We start from the raw sequence: 15,872 nt of genomic DNA, 5'->3' as shown, positions 1-15,872 counted from the left end.
GCTCCTGTATTGCTTCCGTACAAACAAGTTCATTACACAGCGGCCCCGCAACAAAAAATAAAACATTACTGGAACAACGACAACATGTGGAACCGCTGTGTAGAAATAAAAAACAAAAGGGCATAAATCAATACGGACAGCTGCTTTCATAGTCGGTGCAGCCTCTGTTATTCGTCACTTTCTCGATCAAATACCAGAGTCGATGTACTTTTTGTTTTTTTATCGGTGTAAGGCAGGTAGAGCGCATCGGTTCTTTCCATTTTATAAGTGATGCTCCGGTCGTCTTTCATGGACTGCCAGGAATGAGGGGGATCAAAATCTACCTTTTATAAATGAGTGGATGAAATCTTCTCCCTATGATATAATGCTCTTAGGATATTTTTTTGTAACAGTACGCTGCTGTTTTAAGGAGGGCTATGTATGAATGGTGTTTTGATTCTTGTCCTGTTTGCGTCGGTTCTTTCTCTGGCGTATGCCGTGTTCAACTTCTTTGACGTAAAGAAAATGGACGAAGGCACGGAGCAGATGTCTGAGATTGCGTCTGCAATCCGCGTGGGTGCGAATGCGTTTATTCACTATGAATATCGTATCTTATTTTCGGTGGCGCCCTCCCATTTATTTTTTCCGGTATCCTGATCGAAGCAGTTGCCAAGGCTGCCCGCAAGATGGTCGATGAGGTGCGACGCCAGTTCCGCGAAACGCCCGGCATTCTGGCTGGCACGGCCAAGCCGGATTATAAAACATGTATTGAAATTTCTTCCAGAGGTGCCATCGGTGAGATGAAGATTCCGGCTCTGCTGGCGGTTATCGTTCCAGTCCTTTGTGGCTTTGTATTTGGCCCGGAATTTGTCGGCGGTATATTGATTGGATCTACAATTTGTGCTATCATGCTGGCTATTTTTACCGGAAATGCAGGTGGCGCATGGGACAATGCCAAAAAGTATATTGAAACAGGTGCCATTGAGGGACACAGCAAGGGCTCTGAGGCTCATAAAGCAGCCGTTGTCGGTGATACCGTAGGTGGTCCGTTAAAAGACACCGTCGGGCCGTGTCTCGATATCTTTATTAAAATTATGGCAAATATTTCTCTGGTCACCGTATCAATCTTCAGCCAGTACAATCTATGGAGCTGGATCAGCAGCATGTAAAACAGGTAGATTTATTTGAATTGCTTTTTTGGGACACGTTTAGCAGGAGGACATACCATGATTGATTATACAGAAGGTGCCGGTTATCAGTATCATATCGGATTAAAGCCGGAGCAGGTCGGGAAGTATGTGATCCTGACCGGTGATCCAAAGCGTTGTAAAAATATTGCAGCCTATTTCGATCATGCTGTTTTGGAGGCTGACAGCCGTGAATTTGTCACGTATACGGGTGAATGGAATGGGACACGGATAAGTGTGACCTCTACCGGGATCGGAGGTCCCTCGGCAGCCATTGCACTGGAGGAACTGGTGCATTGCGGTGCGCATACCTTTATCCGTGTCGGAACGAGTGGCGGTATGCAGCCGGAAATCATGGGTGGAGATTTGGTCATTGCGAGTGGTGCAGTCCGAATGGAAGGCACAAGCAAAGAGTACGCGCCGATTGAGTTTCCGGCAGTTGCTGATGTAACCGTCGTTCAGGCGCTTGCAGAAGCTGCCAATGAGTTGGATGCAACGCATCATATTGGTGTGGTTCAGTGCAAGGACTCCTTTTACGGTCAGCATGAACCGGAAGCCAAACCGGTGGGCTATGAGTTGATGAACAAATGGGATGCATGGATTCGCTGCGGATGCCTTGCCTCTGAGATGGAGTCTGCTGCCTTGTTTGTTGTGGCAAGCTGCCTGCGTGTGCGGATCGGTACAGTTTTGCTGGTGCTTGCCAATCAGGAGCGTGCGAAGCGCGGGCTCAGCAACCATCAGGTGCATGATACGGATCTGGCAGTGAGAACAGCTGTCAGGGCAATAAAAAAGCTGATCGGGCAGGAAAAACAGTAACAATTTTGACGCCAGCTGCATAAAAGTGAAATCATCCGGCAAGGCTGGTAAAAGCGTTTCCACAGCAACGGCAGGGTATGGATAGGAAGAGGAGGCCGAATTACAGTGTCATTACAACAAGACAGTTTTGCATTAAAAGGTAATATCTGTTACAGTATCAATCCCCGGGAAGTGTATTGTGGTGAAAACTGTTATGTGGTCTGCGCAGAAGGACGATCTGCCGGTGTATTTCGTGAACTGCCAGAGCAGTTTTCCAAGCTCCACGTATATGATTGCGGCGATTGTGTAATCATTCCCGGACTGACAGATTTGCATACTCATGCACCACAGTTTGCCAACCGCGGAATGGCAATGGATTTGCAGCTGCTGGACTGGCTGAACACATATACCTTTCCGGAGGAAACAAAATTCGCAGATCTGGAATATGCCCGGCGCGCGTATGGAATGTTTGTCCATGAACTGAAGCAGGGAGCAACAACACGTGCCTGCATCTTCGCAACAGTTCATGTTCCGGCTACTGTTTGGCTGATGGACGAATTGGAGCGCAGTGGATTGTGCACATATGTCGGCAAAGTGAATATGGATCGCAACAGTCCGAAGGAACTTGTGGAACGTACAGCAGATTCGATTGCAGACACGACAGCATGGCTGAGACAGATTGACGGGCGTTACAGCAGAACAAGCCCTATGCTGACTCCACGGTTTATTCCAAGCTGTACCGATGAACTGTTACGGGAGCTGGGGCATATGGCACAGCAATATCAGCTTCCGGTGCAGTCACATTTGTCGGAAAATCCGGCAGAGGTGGCATGGGTAAAAGAGCTTTGCCCCTGGGCAAAAACCTACGGACATGCCTATGACAAATGGGGCCTTTTTGGAAGCACGCCAACCATTATGGCACATTGTGTCTGGTGTCCCGATGCTGAAATGGAACTGATGAAAAAGAACGGCGTTACGATTGCGCACAGCCCATCTTCCAATAGAAATCTTTCTTCGGGAATTGCGCCGGCAAAGGACTGCCTGGATGCCGGACTGAAAATCGGTCTGGCAACCGATTTGTCCGCCGGAGAATCGTCATCCATTTTGAAAGTGATGTCGGATGCGATTGCAGTTTCCAAATTGCGCTGGCGCTATATAGAGGAACAGACACCACCGTTAACGATGGAAGAGGCTTTCTATATGGGTACGATTGGAGGCGGCAGTTTCTTTGGCAAGGTCGGCAGCTTGGAAGCTGGCTATGAATTTGATGCTGTTGTGATAGATGACCATGAATTGATACATCCACAGGAGCTGACCCTTCATCAGAGGCTGGAACGAATCATTCATTTATCTGCACACTGTCACGTTGTGAAAAAATATGTGCGTGGAAGAGAAATTTTTCTGTGAAGTATGCGCTTTCAGACCTTTTTCTATCGGCGCATGACATATCAGGTAAAAATACACGACAATGAGAAAAACCACGATCCACTCTCCGCCATGGAGAATGGATCGTGGTTTTATATGCAATTCTGTTCACAAAATTCCGCAGCTGACAGCAGGCAGCCGCGCTGTTTGGCCAGTTCCATCAGCTGCCCATTTCTGCGGTTCATGGTTCCGGTCTGTTCCAGACAGCAGATAACGGTACTGCACTGGCGTATACTTTCTTCCGCCCGATGGAATGTGGCTTCACTGATTGGCTCAAATGCTTGCTCTTCGATGATTTGTGCTGCCAGTGCCTGCGCAATTGGATAATCCAGATCATTGGTGTGCAGGATACCGGCTACAAACGGGATGCCACGCCGCTGGAGCCTGCGGTAAATGGGGATGCCTGTACCGCCGCCGCCGATGACAAAAACCTTTGGCTCTCCCTGCGGTGCATCCAGCTCCAGAGACCCATAAAATTCATTATAACTGCCGCGGTTTACACGATACAGATCGCGGATATAGGTACCGGTAAAGATATCTTCCGGTGGTCCATAGCGGTCAATGTGGTCGTCTTTGATGCAAACGACGAAATCGGAAATCTTTTGTGCCAGATCCAGTTCATGCAGTGACAGGATGACAGCAAGATTTTTCTGCCGCACCAGGTCTTTTAAAATGGAAAGCAACTCCAGCTTGTGCCGGATATCCAGAAATGAGGTCGGTTCGTCCAACACCAGAATATCCGGCTCCTGACAGATTGCACGTGCCAGCATGACACGCTGCCGCTGTCCGTCGCTGATACAATTGAAATTCCGGTCGGCAAGTTCGGTCACATGCACCAGTTCCATTGCTTCTGCAACCTGTTTGTGGTCGTAGTCTGACAAAATACCCAGACGTCCGGTATAGGGAAAACGTCCGGATTCCACGACTTCCTCGCACCGCATCAGCTCCGGCTCAACCCAACCGGTCATCATGATTGACACCGTTCGCGCGAGTTCCTGCTCCTTTATCTGGTGGAGTGGTTTGTCTCCGATCCACACCGTTCCCGCAACCGGTTCCAGTTGGCGGGTAATGCTTTTCAAAATTGTGGATTTTCCGGCGCCATTCGGCCCGATCAGTGTCAGAATCTGTCCCGGGCATACGGAGATATCGATGCCGTGAATCAGTGGCTTTTTGTTATATCCGACAGTCAGCTGCTTTGTGTGAAGAATGGCTTCTTTCATATTTCCGTCACCCCTTCTGCGTTTTGCCGCCACGGTGCAGCATCATCCAGATGACAATCGGAGCACCGAAGACGGCAGTTACTGAACTGATGCTGAGCTCTGTGGGCGCAAACGTCGTTCGGGCAAGCAGGTCACAGAACAGGCAGAACACGGCACCGCCCAAAAAGCTCGCCGGAATAATCAGAATTGGTTTTGCTGTGCGGAACAGGCTCTTTACCAGATGGGGCACAGCAATTCCGACAAAGGAGATCGGTCCGGCAAATGCCGTGACGCAGGCGGACAGGATGCTGGACAACAGAATCAGTTCGATACGGAACCGTCGGATATTTACCCCGATATTCTGCGCGTACATTTCTCCGAGCTGATATGCGCCCATCGGTTTGGAAAGCAGGAAGGTGAGAAGCAGGGAGATAAATACGACCACTGTCATTGTCCGCAGATTGCTCCAGTTCATGCCGGAAAAGCTGCCCATCGACCAGTTGTGCAGATTGACAATATTGGAATCATCGGCAAAGGTAACGACAAAATCCGTGACGGCGGAACAAATATAGCCGATCATCACGCCGCTGATAACCAGCAGGGACATTTTCTTTACCTGATTGGAAATCAGGAGTATGAATCCCATCGAGATCATCGAACCGACAAAGGCGGCAACAATCAATGCAGCTGAGTTCAGGACAATCCCTTGTCCCAGAGCAAAAATCATGACCAGTGCAACAACGAGCTTGGCCCCGGAGGAAATACCCAGAACAAACGGGCCTGCAATTGGATTGGCAAAAAAGGTCTGCAACAGAAAGCCGGAAACAGACAGTGCACCGCCCAAAATAGCTGCCGCCAGCATACGGGGCAGGCGGATCTCCCAGATAATTGCCGTATGGTCTGTCTGTTCTCCCGACAGAATGTGTAGCACTTGTCCGGCGGACAAGTGGACGCTGCCCGCATTGAGGTTCAACAGAAACAGAAGCAGCAGGAGCGCGGCCAGTACAATATATCCGGCCAGATACCGCAGACAACGGGTTTGTTTCATTGTGCACCTCCTGTCACTTCAAACGGTGTAAAAAAGTAAGTTGGTCGACAGCGTCTGCCTCACCGGTAAGAATGGCATGCAAATCGGATACCATATCAGCAGCTCCGGTGGTCTGCTGGAACATATTCTGTTCTGTGCACCATACATTGTGCTGTTGAACAGCTTTGAAATCCGCCAGCAGTTCACTCTTTTGCAGCAGTTGCTCAATGGTATCCAGTTCCCCATCAATGGTACTGTTATAAATAAGGTAGTCGGCATCGCGCGCAGCGTCGTAAAATGCCTCCATCTGCATATTCATCGTGGACAGCGCATTTTCGTCCACATTCAAATCCTCCGCGGAGAGAATATAGGTTCCGCCCGCCAGTTCGATCATTTTGGAAATATAATCTCCGGGCTTGCGTACATTGACATATCCACTGGAGCTGATATAAAAGAATGCTACGGTTTTACCAGTACTGTCACCGGTCAGGATATTGTCCAGTTGGGAAACTTTTTCATCGAAAAATGCCTCCGCTTCGTCGACTTTGCCGAGAAGCAGGCCATACAACTTGATCCATTCCATGCGTCCCAATGGGTGGGATTCATAGCTCGAACGCTCCACCATGACCGGAATGCCCAGACTTTCCAGCTGTTCCTGGGTTTCCGGGTTGTGATAAATCATGGTGGATTCAATTGCCAGCCCACAGTTTTCCGATAACACGGTTTCATAGTCCGGTGTATTGTATTTTCCAACATACAGAATTTTCTCCTGCTGGATTGCCTGTTGAACTTCGGGCAGGCACCAGTCTGCCAGCTTGGTACTCGTCATACGGACGCTGTCTAACGACTGCAATCCGCTGAACAGATCCATGGCAGAGGATGCCGCTACGTACAGGTTTTCCAGCGGCTGTTGCAGGATAGTAATGTCGCTGTCCACACCGTCGGGAACTGTTCCATTCTCCGGAACGAGCAGATACCGGTCGGAATCTCCGATGGTAATGAGGGAATAGCCGCCGGCATAATACTCCACCTGAAACTGGCTGGCATATTCCAAGTGCATGCTGCCAGTGGGCTTCCGGTCTGCCCGGTTATTTGCAGAATCCGATGCTGCGGAGCCGCAGCCGGACAGGAGAGGAAGACAGAAAAAGAAAAGCAGAACAGCTGCCAACCGCCGCTGTTTTCTATGCTGCATCATTTTTTCTGAAGGGTTGAGGAATCGAAGTACAGCGTGTATTCGATTTCATGCGGCGTGCTCATGGCGGTCGTATCTGCGGAAACCGGCATCTTGTAATCAAATCCGGTCACAGGAATCTCGAACGTAGAATTGCCTTCTGTATTCAGACAATTGAATTGAGTTCCATCCACTTTCATATAATCATAATTGGCACTGCTCCAGATGATTTTAGCCGTCACATTTCCATCTGCGACGGTCAGTGTTGCCGGAGATTCCACGCTTGCACGGCCAGAGCCGCCTTCCAGCGAGACATCAATCGAATAGGTGCCGTCTTCCAGATTCAGGCTTTCCGGTGTCGTTATCGCGTTGTTGGAAAGGGCATCGGCAGGGAGGGAGTCTGCACGGAAGACCAGTGTCCGGTCATACCACTTTTCCTTGTTTTTGCTGAATGCTGCACAGTCAATGCCCGCATCCAGTGCTTCTACCGGAACGGTGAAGGTGTGTTCTCCTTTTTCGTTTTCCTCAAAGGGGATATAGCTGCTTTGCTGCGCCTGTGCGGCTTCTTCTCCGGTGCCCATGAAGACATACAGGTAACCGGTGCCTCCCATCGTCATGACAGCAGTCATGTTGCCGTTCTGGACAGTTAACTCACAGCTGGTGATATTGAACATAGAGGAGCTGGAGTCCACTGTGACCTGATATACGCCGTCTTTTACATCGCTGCCGGGAACAGGCTCCATATCGTCCTCCACAACCTGCTCCGGTTTTACCATTTCCGATGCGGAGGCAACCTGGCTGCTGGCAGAGCCTGTATCGGCAGAGCCGGAGGTGTCAGCACTGGAATCTGCGCCACAGCCGGACAGAAGGGACAGCACCAGTGTCAGTGCAGCCATAACAGAAAGAAATTTCTTTTTCATTTTGTTCTTACCTTTCAAAAGGGACGGCTCGAAATGCTCCGAACCGTCCCATACGATTGTGATTTCGACTTACTGATTCAGAGAATCAATGGCCTCCTGTGCATGGTCGATGTAAATCTGACGGATTTCCTCGTTTTCGCCCAGACCGTGAAGCACGCATTCAACCTCATAGCCTGCGTCTTCAAATATGGTTTTCCACGAACCCTCTTCATCGCCTGCCATATCGTTGTTGGCATGATCGCCGGCTACGACCATCAGCGGCTGCAATACAACACGCTTGTAATTGCCTGCTTTTACAGCTGCCAGTACATCGTCCAGAGAAGGCGTTGCTTCGACAGTGCCGACAAAGTAATTCTTATAGCCATCGGCCGTCAGCTTGTCCTGCATCTTCTGATAGACCTGATTGGATTCCGCTTCTGTGCCGTGACCCATAAAGCAGATTGCGGTTTCGCCGTCGTCATACTCCTTCGTCCATTCTGTGATTGCCTTTTCTACTCTTGCAAAGTCGTCATCACTCGTCAGGAGCGGCTTGCCAAATGCAACCTTGTCAAATGCATCCGAATATTCAGCGACCTTGTCCACCAGCTCCTGATATTCCAGACCGTCCATCAGATGGGTAGGCTGTACGACCAGGTTTTTGACACCGTTATCCACGGCGCGGTTCAGTGCCGCATCAACATCGTCAATCAGGATGCCATCGCGCCTTTGAACATGGTTGATAACAATGTTTGCGGTAAAGCCTCTTCTGACAGAATAATCCGGGAAAGCTGCTTCCAGATCATTCTCGATTGCACCGATGGTCAGGCGACGGCTGTCGTTGAAGCTGGTGCCGAAGCTGAGGACAAGAAGCTCGTTTTCACCGATGTCATCCTGATTGCGGACATTGTCCAGCGAAGCATCACCGGTATTGTAGTTCTCCTCATCTTCTTCACTGACTGCGGTAGCAGCAGAACCGGTATCAGCAGAAGCATTTGCCGAGCCGGTGTCGGCTGTGCTGCCCGAGCTGGACGAGGAGCATCCGGCCAGCAGCATTGTGATTGTTACCGAAAGGGTAAGCAGTAAAGCGGTCAATTTCTTCATTCTATGACCCTCCTTTTAAAGTTTCCAAACAATTGGATACAATAAAAGTACAGAAACTACATACCCCTCTACCGGCGGGAGAAAAGAAAAAGCTCTTTCCCTTAAGCCAGGTAAAGAGCAATACGATTAAACCACTGCCATATGCAGCGGCAAAACGGTACGATCAATACCTCGTGATCTGGAATATACCATTCCTGTACCAAATAACCGGCAGGTTTCCTGACTCAGGGATCATCGTACAAAGCAGCCTTCCCAACAATGTTGTCAGTGGCTGTGCCGAAGCACATTTGCTTTATCCTTTCCCATTACAGTGACGAGATCGCACAGGATTTACACCTGTTTCCCTTTTACCCTCTGGCACAAAACCAGAGGCACCGATTATTTTGATTCAATTGTTTTGGTTCACGTCCGGAACTGCCCCAGACGATTATAGTGTGTATTATAACATGGAGGGACACGGAATGCAATGTGTGTCTTGCCGGGGTGCGCGGATGGAATCGCAAATTGATTGCTTTTCCACACTTCGCCATGTGCGCGGGAACAGGGCGACGGGACGGATGCCGGGCTTCATGGGGAGCGGGGAATGGTCGGTTGACAAAATTTTTGTTTATGGTATGATATAAACATCTTAATGTGCCCGAAAGCCGTTAAGATTGCCTCTTCTTTCTCAGGAGGGCAACAAAATTGAACGATAAATGGAGGTCAGGTCACTTGGACAGTGATTCCGGCAAACCGAAGAAAAAAACAAAAAACAAACAGAGTGGCGGCGTGAATGTCCGATGGATTGTGACCATCAGTGTGGTCAGCTTCTTTATGTCGGTCACCATGTCGTATCTTTCGCAGCGTGCGCTGGAGAATGTGGGCAATATTGTGGCATTTGTCATTCTGCTCGCATTCATCGGCTTCGGCATCATCTTTGACATCATCGGCGTGGCGTCCACGGCCTCGTCGGAAAAGCGTTTTCACTCGATGGCGGCGCGGAAGGTGCCGGGCGCGAAGCAGGCGATTTGGATCGTACGCAATGCGGAAAAGGTCGGCAGCTTCTGCAATGACGTTGTTGGCGATATTTCCGGCATTATTTCGGGCGCAACGAGCGCAGTCATTATTACACATCTGACGAATAACGCGGCAGACCTGCGGTCGGTTCTGCTTTCGCTTGCGATCACAGGCTGTGTCGCTTCGCTGACAATTGGCGGCAAGGCAGTCGGAAAAACATTGGGTATTTCACGCAGTGAGGATATTGTTTTTCTCGTCGGCCGCCTGCTGGCCTTTTTTTCGTGGAAAAAATAAGCAGGCATTTGCCTGATATGGATTGGATTCAGGGATAATGGAAAATCAAAATCATATACGGTACGGTCTGCTGGACCGCGAAGATCTCTGCTCAGCGATCAAAACGATGTCGAAGGAGAATCTGGATGAGCTGTGCGCGGAAATCCGGCAGTTCCTGCTCGAGCATGTCTCCCAAACAGGAGGGCATCTTGCGTCCAATCTGGGCGTTGTCGAGCTTACTGTTGCATTGCACCGCTGTTTTGACACAGCGGAAGACCGGCTGATTTTCGATGTCGGCCACCAGTGCTATACCCATAAATTGTTGACCGGACGGCGTGCGGGGTTTGATGCGCTGCGCCAGTTCGGCGGTATGTCCGGCTTTCTGAAGCCAGAGGAATCGCCGCACGACCCCTGCATCACCGGACATGCATCCGGTTCTGTATCGGTTGCGCTGGGCATGGCGCACGCCCGCACACTACAGCACAGAGACTATTCTGTTGTCGCTGTCATCGGTGATGGCGCACTGACCGGCGGCATGGCATATGAGGCGCTCAACTCTGCCGGCGGCAGTGGGGAGCCGTTGATCGTCGTGCTCAACGACAACAATATGTCGATTGACAAAAATGTCGGCGCAATGAGCCGGCATCTGAGCCGGTTGCGTGTCCGTCCCCATTATCTTCAGATGAAGAAGGATGTCAAGACGGCGCTCGGCCACATTCCGGGCGGCGAAGGCGCAGTGAATCTGATTTCCAGATCCAAGCGTGCTGTAAAATCCGTCGTGCTGCCCAGCCCAATGTTTGAGGAAATGGGGTTTACCTATCTCGGGCCGGTTGACGGCCATGATGTGTTGGCGATGTGCCAGCTGTTCCAGTCCGCGAGGGAAATGAACAAGCCGGTGCTCATCCATGTGATGACACGCAAGGGCAAGGGATATTCCTATGCCGAGCAGAAGCCGGAGAAATACCACGGTGTCTCCAAATTTGACGTTGAAACCGGTCTGCCGCTGAAAAAATCCGCGCCGAACTTTTCGGCGGTCTTTGGGGCGGAACTGGTGAAGCTCGCGCAGGAGAATCCAAAAATTTGTGCAGTGACGGCGGCAATGCCATCCGGCACGGGACTGTCGGCGTTTTCCAAGCGATATCCCGACCGCTTTTTTGATGTCGGCATAGCAGAAGAACATGCCGTAGCAATGTCCGCTGGCATGGCAAAGCAGGGGATGCGCCCGGTCTGCGCGCTGTATTCGACATTTTTGCAGCGTTCCTATGACCAGCTCATTCACGACGTTGCGATCGACCATATTCCGTTGGTGCTGGCCATTGACCGTGCAGGTATCGTTGGAGAGGACGGCGCGACGCACAACGGCGTATTTGATGTTGGCTTTCTCCGTCAGATTCCCGGCATGACATTGCTTGCACCGGCGAGCTTTGCTGAGCTGCGCAGTATGCTGCGCAGTGCTGTGGCGCATCTGTCCGGCCCGATCGCGCTGCGTTATCCGCGCGGCGGCGAGGGGGCATATACGGAGGATCACAGCGAAGGCCCGGATGCCTGCCTGCGTGAGGGAACAGATATTGTGCTGGTGTCATACGGCACGATGATTAACCAAACGCTCGAAGCAGCTGAGATTTTGAACAAAAATAACGTGATTTCTGCTGTTGTAAAGTTGAACGACTTAACAGCTGATTTTTCTGCGGGACTGCTTCAGCGCATTGCAGACTGCGGCCGTGTTGCCGTTGTCGAGGATGTTGTCCATGCGGGCGGCATGGGACAGGCGCTGGCAGAAACACTGGCGCGGAGTGGTATTGCGACGCGCTGGATCCGATTATGCAACACCGGTGATACCTTTGCCCCACAGGGCGCCGTAAGCCGGATTTATGAATATTACCACCTGGACGGCAACGGGATTGCCGCGACATGTCTGGAGGCCATGCAACATGAAAAAGAGACTGGACGTCCTTCTGTTTGAGAAGGGCATGGTGCCATCCCGCGAGCGGGCAAAAGCCATTATTATGAGCGGGATTGTCTATGTCAACAACCAGAAAGCGGACAAGGCAGGCATGAGTATCCCAGAGGATGCCGAGATCGAAATCCGCGGAAAGACAAACTCGTTTGTCAGCCGGGGCGGCCTGAAAATTGAAAAAGCACTCAATTATTTTGAAATTGACCCGTCCGGCCTGTGTGTTATGGATATCGGCGCATCGACCGGCGGATTTACCGATTGTCTGCTGACCCGCGGCGCACGGAAGGTTTTTTCCATTGATGTCGGCTATGGTCAGCTCGCCTGGAAGCTGCGGCAGGATCCACGCGTCGTGTGCATGGAGCGCACCAACATCCGGCATGTGACGCCGGAAATGCTGGACGGAGAGGTGCCGGAGCTTGCGGTTATAGATGTTTCGTTTATCTCGCTGCGGCTGGTTTTGCCGGTTGTGGCAAATCTGCTGAACGAGCATGGTCGTATCGCCTGCCTGATTAAGCCGCAGTTTGAAGCGGGTAAAGGCAAGGTCGGCAAAAAGGGAGTCGTGCGTGAGCCGGAAATTCATCAGGAGGTGCTCGAGACGTTTATCGAAAATGCACACGAGGCAGGCTTTCACGTCTATCAGCTGACCTTCTCGCCCATCAAAGGCCCGGAGGGCAACATCGAATTTCTCGGCTATCTCGGCAAGGACGGCGAAGACGGGGAACTTGACCCGGCTTCGCTGGTTGCCGAAGCACATGGAGCACTTGCAAAGCATGACGAATAAGCAGAAAAAATGCGGCACGATCCGAAAGGTGCTGCTTTGGCCCAATACAGGAAAAAAGGGTATGGCGTTCGCCGTCCGACAGGCCGCGGAGGTCATCCGCGAATTCGGAGCACAGGTCATTCTGACCGATCTTGCACTGACAATCGGCATTAAGCCAGACGGGTTTCTTGTGTATTCGGTGCAAAAGGCAATGATTGAGGCGGACTTTATCGTTGTACTTGGTGGTGACGGCACGATTCTCGCCATGGCACAGCAGGCGGCACCGTACCATGTGCCGATTCTTGGCGTCAATCTCGGACATGTCGGCTTTATGAGTGAGCTGGAATTTCCGGAACTGCGCCTCATCGGACGCGTATTCAACGGAGAATACACCATTGACGAACGCATGATGCTGGATGTCGAGGTTCTGCGCGGAGAAGAAATTGTATACCGCACGATGGCGCTCAACGAGGCGATTATCAAGACCGGCTCGATTTTCCGCATCAGCCTGCTGGATATTCTGTGTGACCGTGAGCCGGTCTGTTCGCTGCACGGAGACGGCGTCATTATTTCCACACCGACTGGCAGCACGGCCTATTCGCTTGCGGCAGGCGGCCCGGTCATCGAACCGTCTGCGGAGAATATTTCCGTCGTCCCGATTTGTCCGCACGGTGTACAGCCGCGGTCGTATCTGTTTTCCCCGCACCGTGAAATCTGTATACAGCCGCGTTTCTTTAATGATGCGACCATTTTTGTATCCAGTGACGGGCGAAGGGGTTTTGAACTGACGGATGGCGACCATGTTTTTGTGCGCAAAGCACCGTTTTGCACCCGGCTGCTCCGTGTAAAGGGCAACAGCTTTTATTCTCTGCTGAATGAAAAACTGACGATTGGCCGCAATTGAGCGGGAGAAAGGACATTTTATGAAATTCCAGCGCCAGGCAAAAATTCTCGAGCTCATTGAGCACAATGAAATTGAAACGCAGGAAGAGCTGTCCATGCGCCTGCGCGATCTCGGATATGACACAACACAGGCGACAGTTTCCCGTGATATCAAGGATCTGCGCCTGATTAAAATTCTATCTCCGTCCGGCAAATACCGCTATGCGACGTCAACACAGGAGGCAGAGAACAGCTTTGTCAGCAGACTGCAAAATATTTTCCGCGAGTGCGTCACAGGTGTGGATGCCGCACAGAATATCGTCGTCATTAAGACGCTTCCGGCGCTCGCATCTGCGGCAGCCATGGCGATTGACGCGATGCGCGTGCCGAAGGTTGTCGGCACGATCAGTGGCGATGACACAGTATTTATTGTCATGCGCGACAACGAAAGCGCGCTTGATTTTTGTGAAGATACCAAAAATATGCTGAAATAAATAGAATTTAAAGGAGAACAGACATGTTAAGCCTGCTTCATATTGAAAATATCGCTGTCATTGAGCAGGCGGATATTGTCCTTCAGCCGGGCTTTACCGTCCTGACCGGTGAGACCGGCGCGGGCAAATCGATTATCATCGATTCCATTGGCGCAATTATGGGACAGCGCACGAGCCGTGAGCTGATCCGAAACGGCGAAAAGAAAGGCTTTGTCAGCGCGGTGTTTGAACAGGTCTCCCCGGAGCTGGAAAAACAGCTCCAGGAGCTGGGTCTGGACACCGGTGAGGACGGTACTGTCCGCATTCAGCGCGAGCTGTCTGCGGAGGGCAGAAGCGTGTGCCGCGTCAATATGCGGCCAGTGCCTGCGTCTGTACTCAAGACAATCAGCCCGTATTTGATCAATATCCACGGCCAGCACGACGGTCAGAAGCTGATGCAGGAGGAATATCATATCGATTTTCTCGACAGCTTCTGCGATACCGAGCCGCTGCTGGAGCAATACCGCCCGCTGTATACGCGCCTGTTTTCACTGCGAAGCAAAATCCGTGAGCTGGAAAAAAGCGAGCAGCAGCGCGCCCAACGCATTGATATGCTGCGCTATCAGTTTGATGAAATCGCCGCGGCGAATCTCAAGCCGGGCGAGGAAGAGGAGCTGAACGAGCGCAGGCAGTTTTTTGACAACGCCGGAAAGCTGGCATATGCGCTGCAAAATGCGTCTATGATGCTCGCCGGCGATGAGGATACCGATGGCGCATGCGACCTGCTCGCACAGACTTCGGAAGAGTTGACGGATATCTCAACCCTGTCGACGGAGCTGAACAACGCGGCGAAAAAAGCCGAAGAGCTGCGCTATCTCGCGGAGGATCTGCGTGAAACGGTGTCTGATCTGGCTTCGCGCGTCGATTTTTCTGAGCAGGAACGCGACGCAGTAGAGGAACGGCTGGATGTCATTTACCGTCTGCGCCGAAAATATGGTGCGACGGTTGAGGAAGTTCTGGCTTACTGTGACAGCGCGGCTTCTGAGTTGGAGGAGCTGGAGAATGCGGACGACCGCAAGGAGCAGCTTGTCACGGAATACCGCGAAACACTGTCAGCAGCGCGCGAAATTGCTGGAGAGCTGTCGCGCCTGCGGCGCGACGCAGCCATTGAGCTGGAAGCAAAAATCATTGAACAGCTCGAAGACTTGGACATGGCCAAGGTGCGCCTGTCCATCTCCGTGTCTCCGCAGACCAAGCTCAACCCACGCGGTGCGGACGAGGTCCGCTTCCTGATTTCCACCAATCCAGGCGAACCGGTTAAGCCGCTCAGCCGGATTGCATCCGGCGGCGAATTGTCTCGCATCATGCTTGCGATAAAAAATGTGTTGACGCAGTCGGAAGATGTGGGTACACTTATCTTTGACGAAATTGACACTGGTGTGAGCGGACGGGCGGCACAGAAAATCGCTGTTAAGCTCGGAGAAATCTCCCGCAGTAAGCAGACACTGTGCGTTACGCACCTGCCGCAGCTGGCAGCAATGGGCGACCATCACCTGCTCATCCAGAAATCGGTTTCGGATGAGCGCACCTATACCGATGTGCGCCCACTGGAAGGGGAAGCGCGCGCGCAGGAACTGGCGCGCATGATTTCCGGTGACGCGATTACTGAGCTTTCTCTGCGCAATGCGGAGGAGCTTCTCACGCGCGCGGCGAAAAGCAAGACAATGTGAGCAATTGGCCTGTCTTTC

15 protein-coding genes and 1 riboswitch are annotated in these 15,872 nt (G+C 51.6%); of the genes, 10 read left to right on the top strand and 5 right to left on the bottom strand.

Annotation, left to right across the window (positions count from 1 at the left end; all coding sequences use genetic code 11):
- Positions 1–420: 420 nt before the first annotated feature.
- From CBW42_RS11460 to CBW42_RS11445, 4 genes are all read left to right on the top strand, one after another.
- A complete protein-coding gene (locus CBW42_RS11460; RefSeq protein ID WP_087021599.1) occupies positions 421–636 on the top strand; it encodes a sodium/proton-translocating pyrophosphatase in 216 nt (71 codons plus the stop codon).
- A gap of 29 nt (positions 637–665) precedes the next feature.
- Positions 666–1,148, top strand: a complete 483-nt coding sequence (locus CBW42_RS11455; protein ID WP_242969867.1) for a sodium/proton-translocating pyrophosphatase — start codon at positions 666–668, stop codon at positions 1,146–1,148.
- Between the two features lie 60 nt (positions 1,149–1,208).
- Positions 1,209–1,982, top strand: a complete 774-nt coding sequence (gene udp, locus CBW42_RS11450) for a uridine phosphorylase (protein WP_407922970.1) — start codon at positions 1,209–1,211, stop codon at positions 1,980–1,982.
- A gap of 105 nt (positions 1,983–2,087) precedes the next feature.
- A complete protein-coding gene (locus CBW42_RS11445) occupies positions 2,088–3,368 on the top strand; it encodes an amidohydrolase family protein (protein WP_087021587.1) in 1,281 nt (426 codons plus the stop codon).
- 110 nt (positions 3,369–3,478) lie between these two features.
- On the opposite strand, the gene CBW42_RS11440 is transcribed toward CBW42_RS11445, so the two are convergent.
- From CBW42_RS11440 to CBW42_RS11420, 5 genes are all read right to left on the bottom strand, one after another.
- Positions 3,479–4,606 carry an ABC transporter ATP-binding protein gene (locus CBW42_RS11440; RefSeq protein ID WP_087021585.1) on the bottom strand — a complete coding sequence of 376 codons (1,128 nt, stop codon included), beginning with the start codon at positions 4,604–4,606 and terminating at the stop codon, positions 3,479–3,481.
- 7 nt (positions 4,607–4,613) lie between these two features.
- A complete protein-coding gene (locus CBW42_RS11435) occupies positions 4,614–5,633 on the bottom strand; it encodes a FecCD family ABC transporter permease (protein ID WP_087021582.1) in 1,020 nt (339 codons plus the stop codon).
- 13 nt (positions 5,634–5,646) lie between these two features.
- Complete coding sequence (locus CBW42_RS11430; RefSeq protein ID WP_242969866.1) at positions 5,647–6,672, bottom strand: ABC transporter substrate-binding protein; 1,026 nt, start codon at positions 6,670–6,672, stop codon at positions 5,647–5,649.
- Between the two features lie 131 nt (positions 6,673–6,803).
- A complete protein-coding gene (locus CBW42_RS11425) occupies positions 6,804–7,703 on the bottom strand; it encodes a hypothetical protein (protein ID WP_087021576.1) in 900 nt (299 codons plus the stop codon).
- A 69-nt stretch (positions 7,704–7,772) separates the two neighbouring features.
- Entirely contained in the window at positions 7,773–8,783 is a 1,011-nt protein-coding gene (locus tag CBW42_RS11420) for a sirohydrochlorin cobaltochelatase (protein WP_087021573.1), read from the bottom strand.
- A 192-nt stretch (positions 8,784–8,975) separates the two neighbouring features.
- A riboswitch (cobalamin riboswitch) is annotated at positions 8,976–9,177 on the bottom strand.
- 317 nt (positions 9,178–9,494) lie between these two features.
- Here CBW42_RS11420 and CBW42_RS11415 point away from each other — a divergent pair.
- Genes CBW42_RS11415 through recN form a run of 6 tightly spaced genes read left to right on the top strand, consistent with a single transcriptional unit; the run spans position 9,495 to position 15,854 of the window.
- Positions 9,495–10,073: a hypothetical protein gene (locus CBW42_RS11415; RefSeq protein ID WP_242969865.1), complete on the top strand. Its 579-nt coding sequence runs from the start codon at positions 9,495–9,497 to the stop codon at positions 10,071–10,073.
- A 37-nt stretch (positions 10,074–10,110) separates the two neighbouring features.
- Positions 10,111–12,015: a 1-deoxy-D-xylulose-5-phosphate synthase gene (dxs, locus tag CBW42_RS11410; RefSeq protein WP_087021570.1), complete on the top strand. Its 1,905-nt coding sequence runs from the start codon at positions 10,111–10,113 to the stop codon at positions 12,013–12,015.
- The gene (locus tag CBW42_RS11405) at positions 11,984–12,790 is read left to right on the top strand and encodes a TlyA family RNA methyltransferase (RefSeq protein WP_087021567.1); all 807 of its coding nucleotides are present in this window, start codon (positions 11,984–11,986) and stop codon (positions 12,788–12,790) included. The genes dxs and CBW42_RS11405 overlap by 32 nt, the downstream gene beginning before the upstream one ends.
- Complete coding sequence (locus tag CBW42_RS11400; protein ID WP_165761158.1) at positions 12,780–13,673, top strand: NAD(+)/NADH kinase; 894 nt, start codon at positions 12,780–12,782, stop codon at positions 13,671–13,673. Before CBW42_RS11405 ends, CBW42_RS11400 begins: the two co-directional genes overlap by 11 nt.
- Before the next feature lie 19 nt (positions 13,674–13,692).
- Positions 13,693–14,145: an arginine repressor gene (gene argR / locus CBW42_RS11395; RefSeq protein ID WP_087021562.1), complete on the top strand. Its 453-nt coding sequence runs from the start codon at positions 13,693–13,695 to the stop codon at positions 14,143–14,145.
- Positions 14,146–14,168: 23 nt separating this feature from the next.
- A complete protein-coding gene (recN, locus tag CBW42_RS11390; RefSeq protein WP_087021559.1) occupies positions 14,169–15,854 on the top strand; it encodes a DNA repair protein RecN in 1,686 nt (561 codons plus the stop codon).
- Positions 15,855–15,872 lie beyond the last annotated feature (18 nt).

It is taken from the genome of Butyricicoccus porcorum (genome assembly GCF_002157465.1).
In the GTDB taxonomy this organism is placed as follows: domain Bacteria; phylum Bacillota; class Clostridia; order Oscillospirales; family Butyricicoccaceae; genus Butyricicoccus_A; species Butyricicoccus_A porcorum.
This window is presented reverse-complemented; position numbering and strand designations above follow the sequence as displayed.

Bases quoted from the DNA above. Each gene is read 5' to 3' on its own strand.
- CBW42_RS11460 (WP_087021599.1), top strand. From the start codon at position 421: ATGAATGGTGTTTTGATTCTTGTCCTGTTTGCGTCGGTTCTTTCTCTG.
- CBW42_RS11455 (WP_242969867.1), top strand. From the start codon at position 666: ATGGTCGATGAGGTGCGACGCCAGTTCCGCGAAACGCCCGGCATTCTG.
- CBW42_RS11440 (WP_087021585.1), bottom strand. From the start codon at position 4,606: ATGAAAGAAGCCATTCTTCACACAAAGCAGCTGACTGTCGGATATAAC.
- CBW42_RS11435 (WP_087021582.1), bottom strand. From the start codon at position 5,633: ATGAAACAAACCCGTTGTCTGCGGTATCTGGCCGGATATATTGTACTG.
- CBW42_RS11430 (WP_242969866.1), bottom strand. From the start codon at position 6,672: ATGCACTTGGAATATGCCAGCCAGTTTCAGGTGGAGTATTATGCCGGC.
- CBW42_RS11425 (WP_087021576.1), bottom strand. From the start codon at position 7,703: ATGAAAAAGAAATTTCTTTCTGTTATGGCTGCACTGACACTGGTGCTG.
- CBW42_RS11420 (WP_087021573.1), bottom strand. From the start codon at position 8,783: ATGAAGAAATTGACCGCTTTACTGCTTACCCTTTCGGTAACAATCACA.
- dxs (WP_087021570.1), top strand. From the start codon at position 10,111: ATGGAAAATCAAAATCATATACGGTACGGTCTGCTGGACCGCGAAGAT.
- CBW42_RS11405 (WP_087021567.1), top strand. From the start codon at position 11,984: ATGAAAAAGAGACTGGACGTCCTTCTGTTTGAGAAGGGCATGGTGCCA.
- CBW42_RS11400 (WP_165761158.1), top strand. From the start codon at position 12,780: ATGACGAATAAGCAGAAAAAATGCGGCACGATCCGAAAGGTGCTGCTT.
- argR (WP_087021562.1), top strand. From the start codon at position 13,693: ATGAAATTCCAGCGCCAGGCAAAAATTCTCGAGCTCATTGAGCACAAT.
- recN (WP_087021559.1), top strand. From the start codon at position 14,169: ATGTTAAGCCTGCTTCATATTGAAAATATCGCTGTCATTGAGCAGGCG.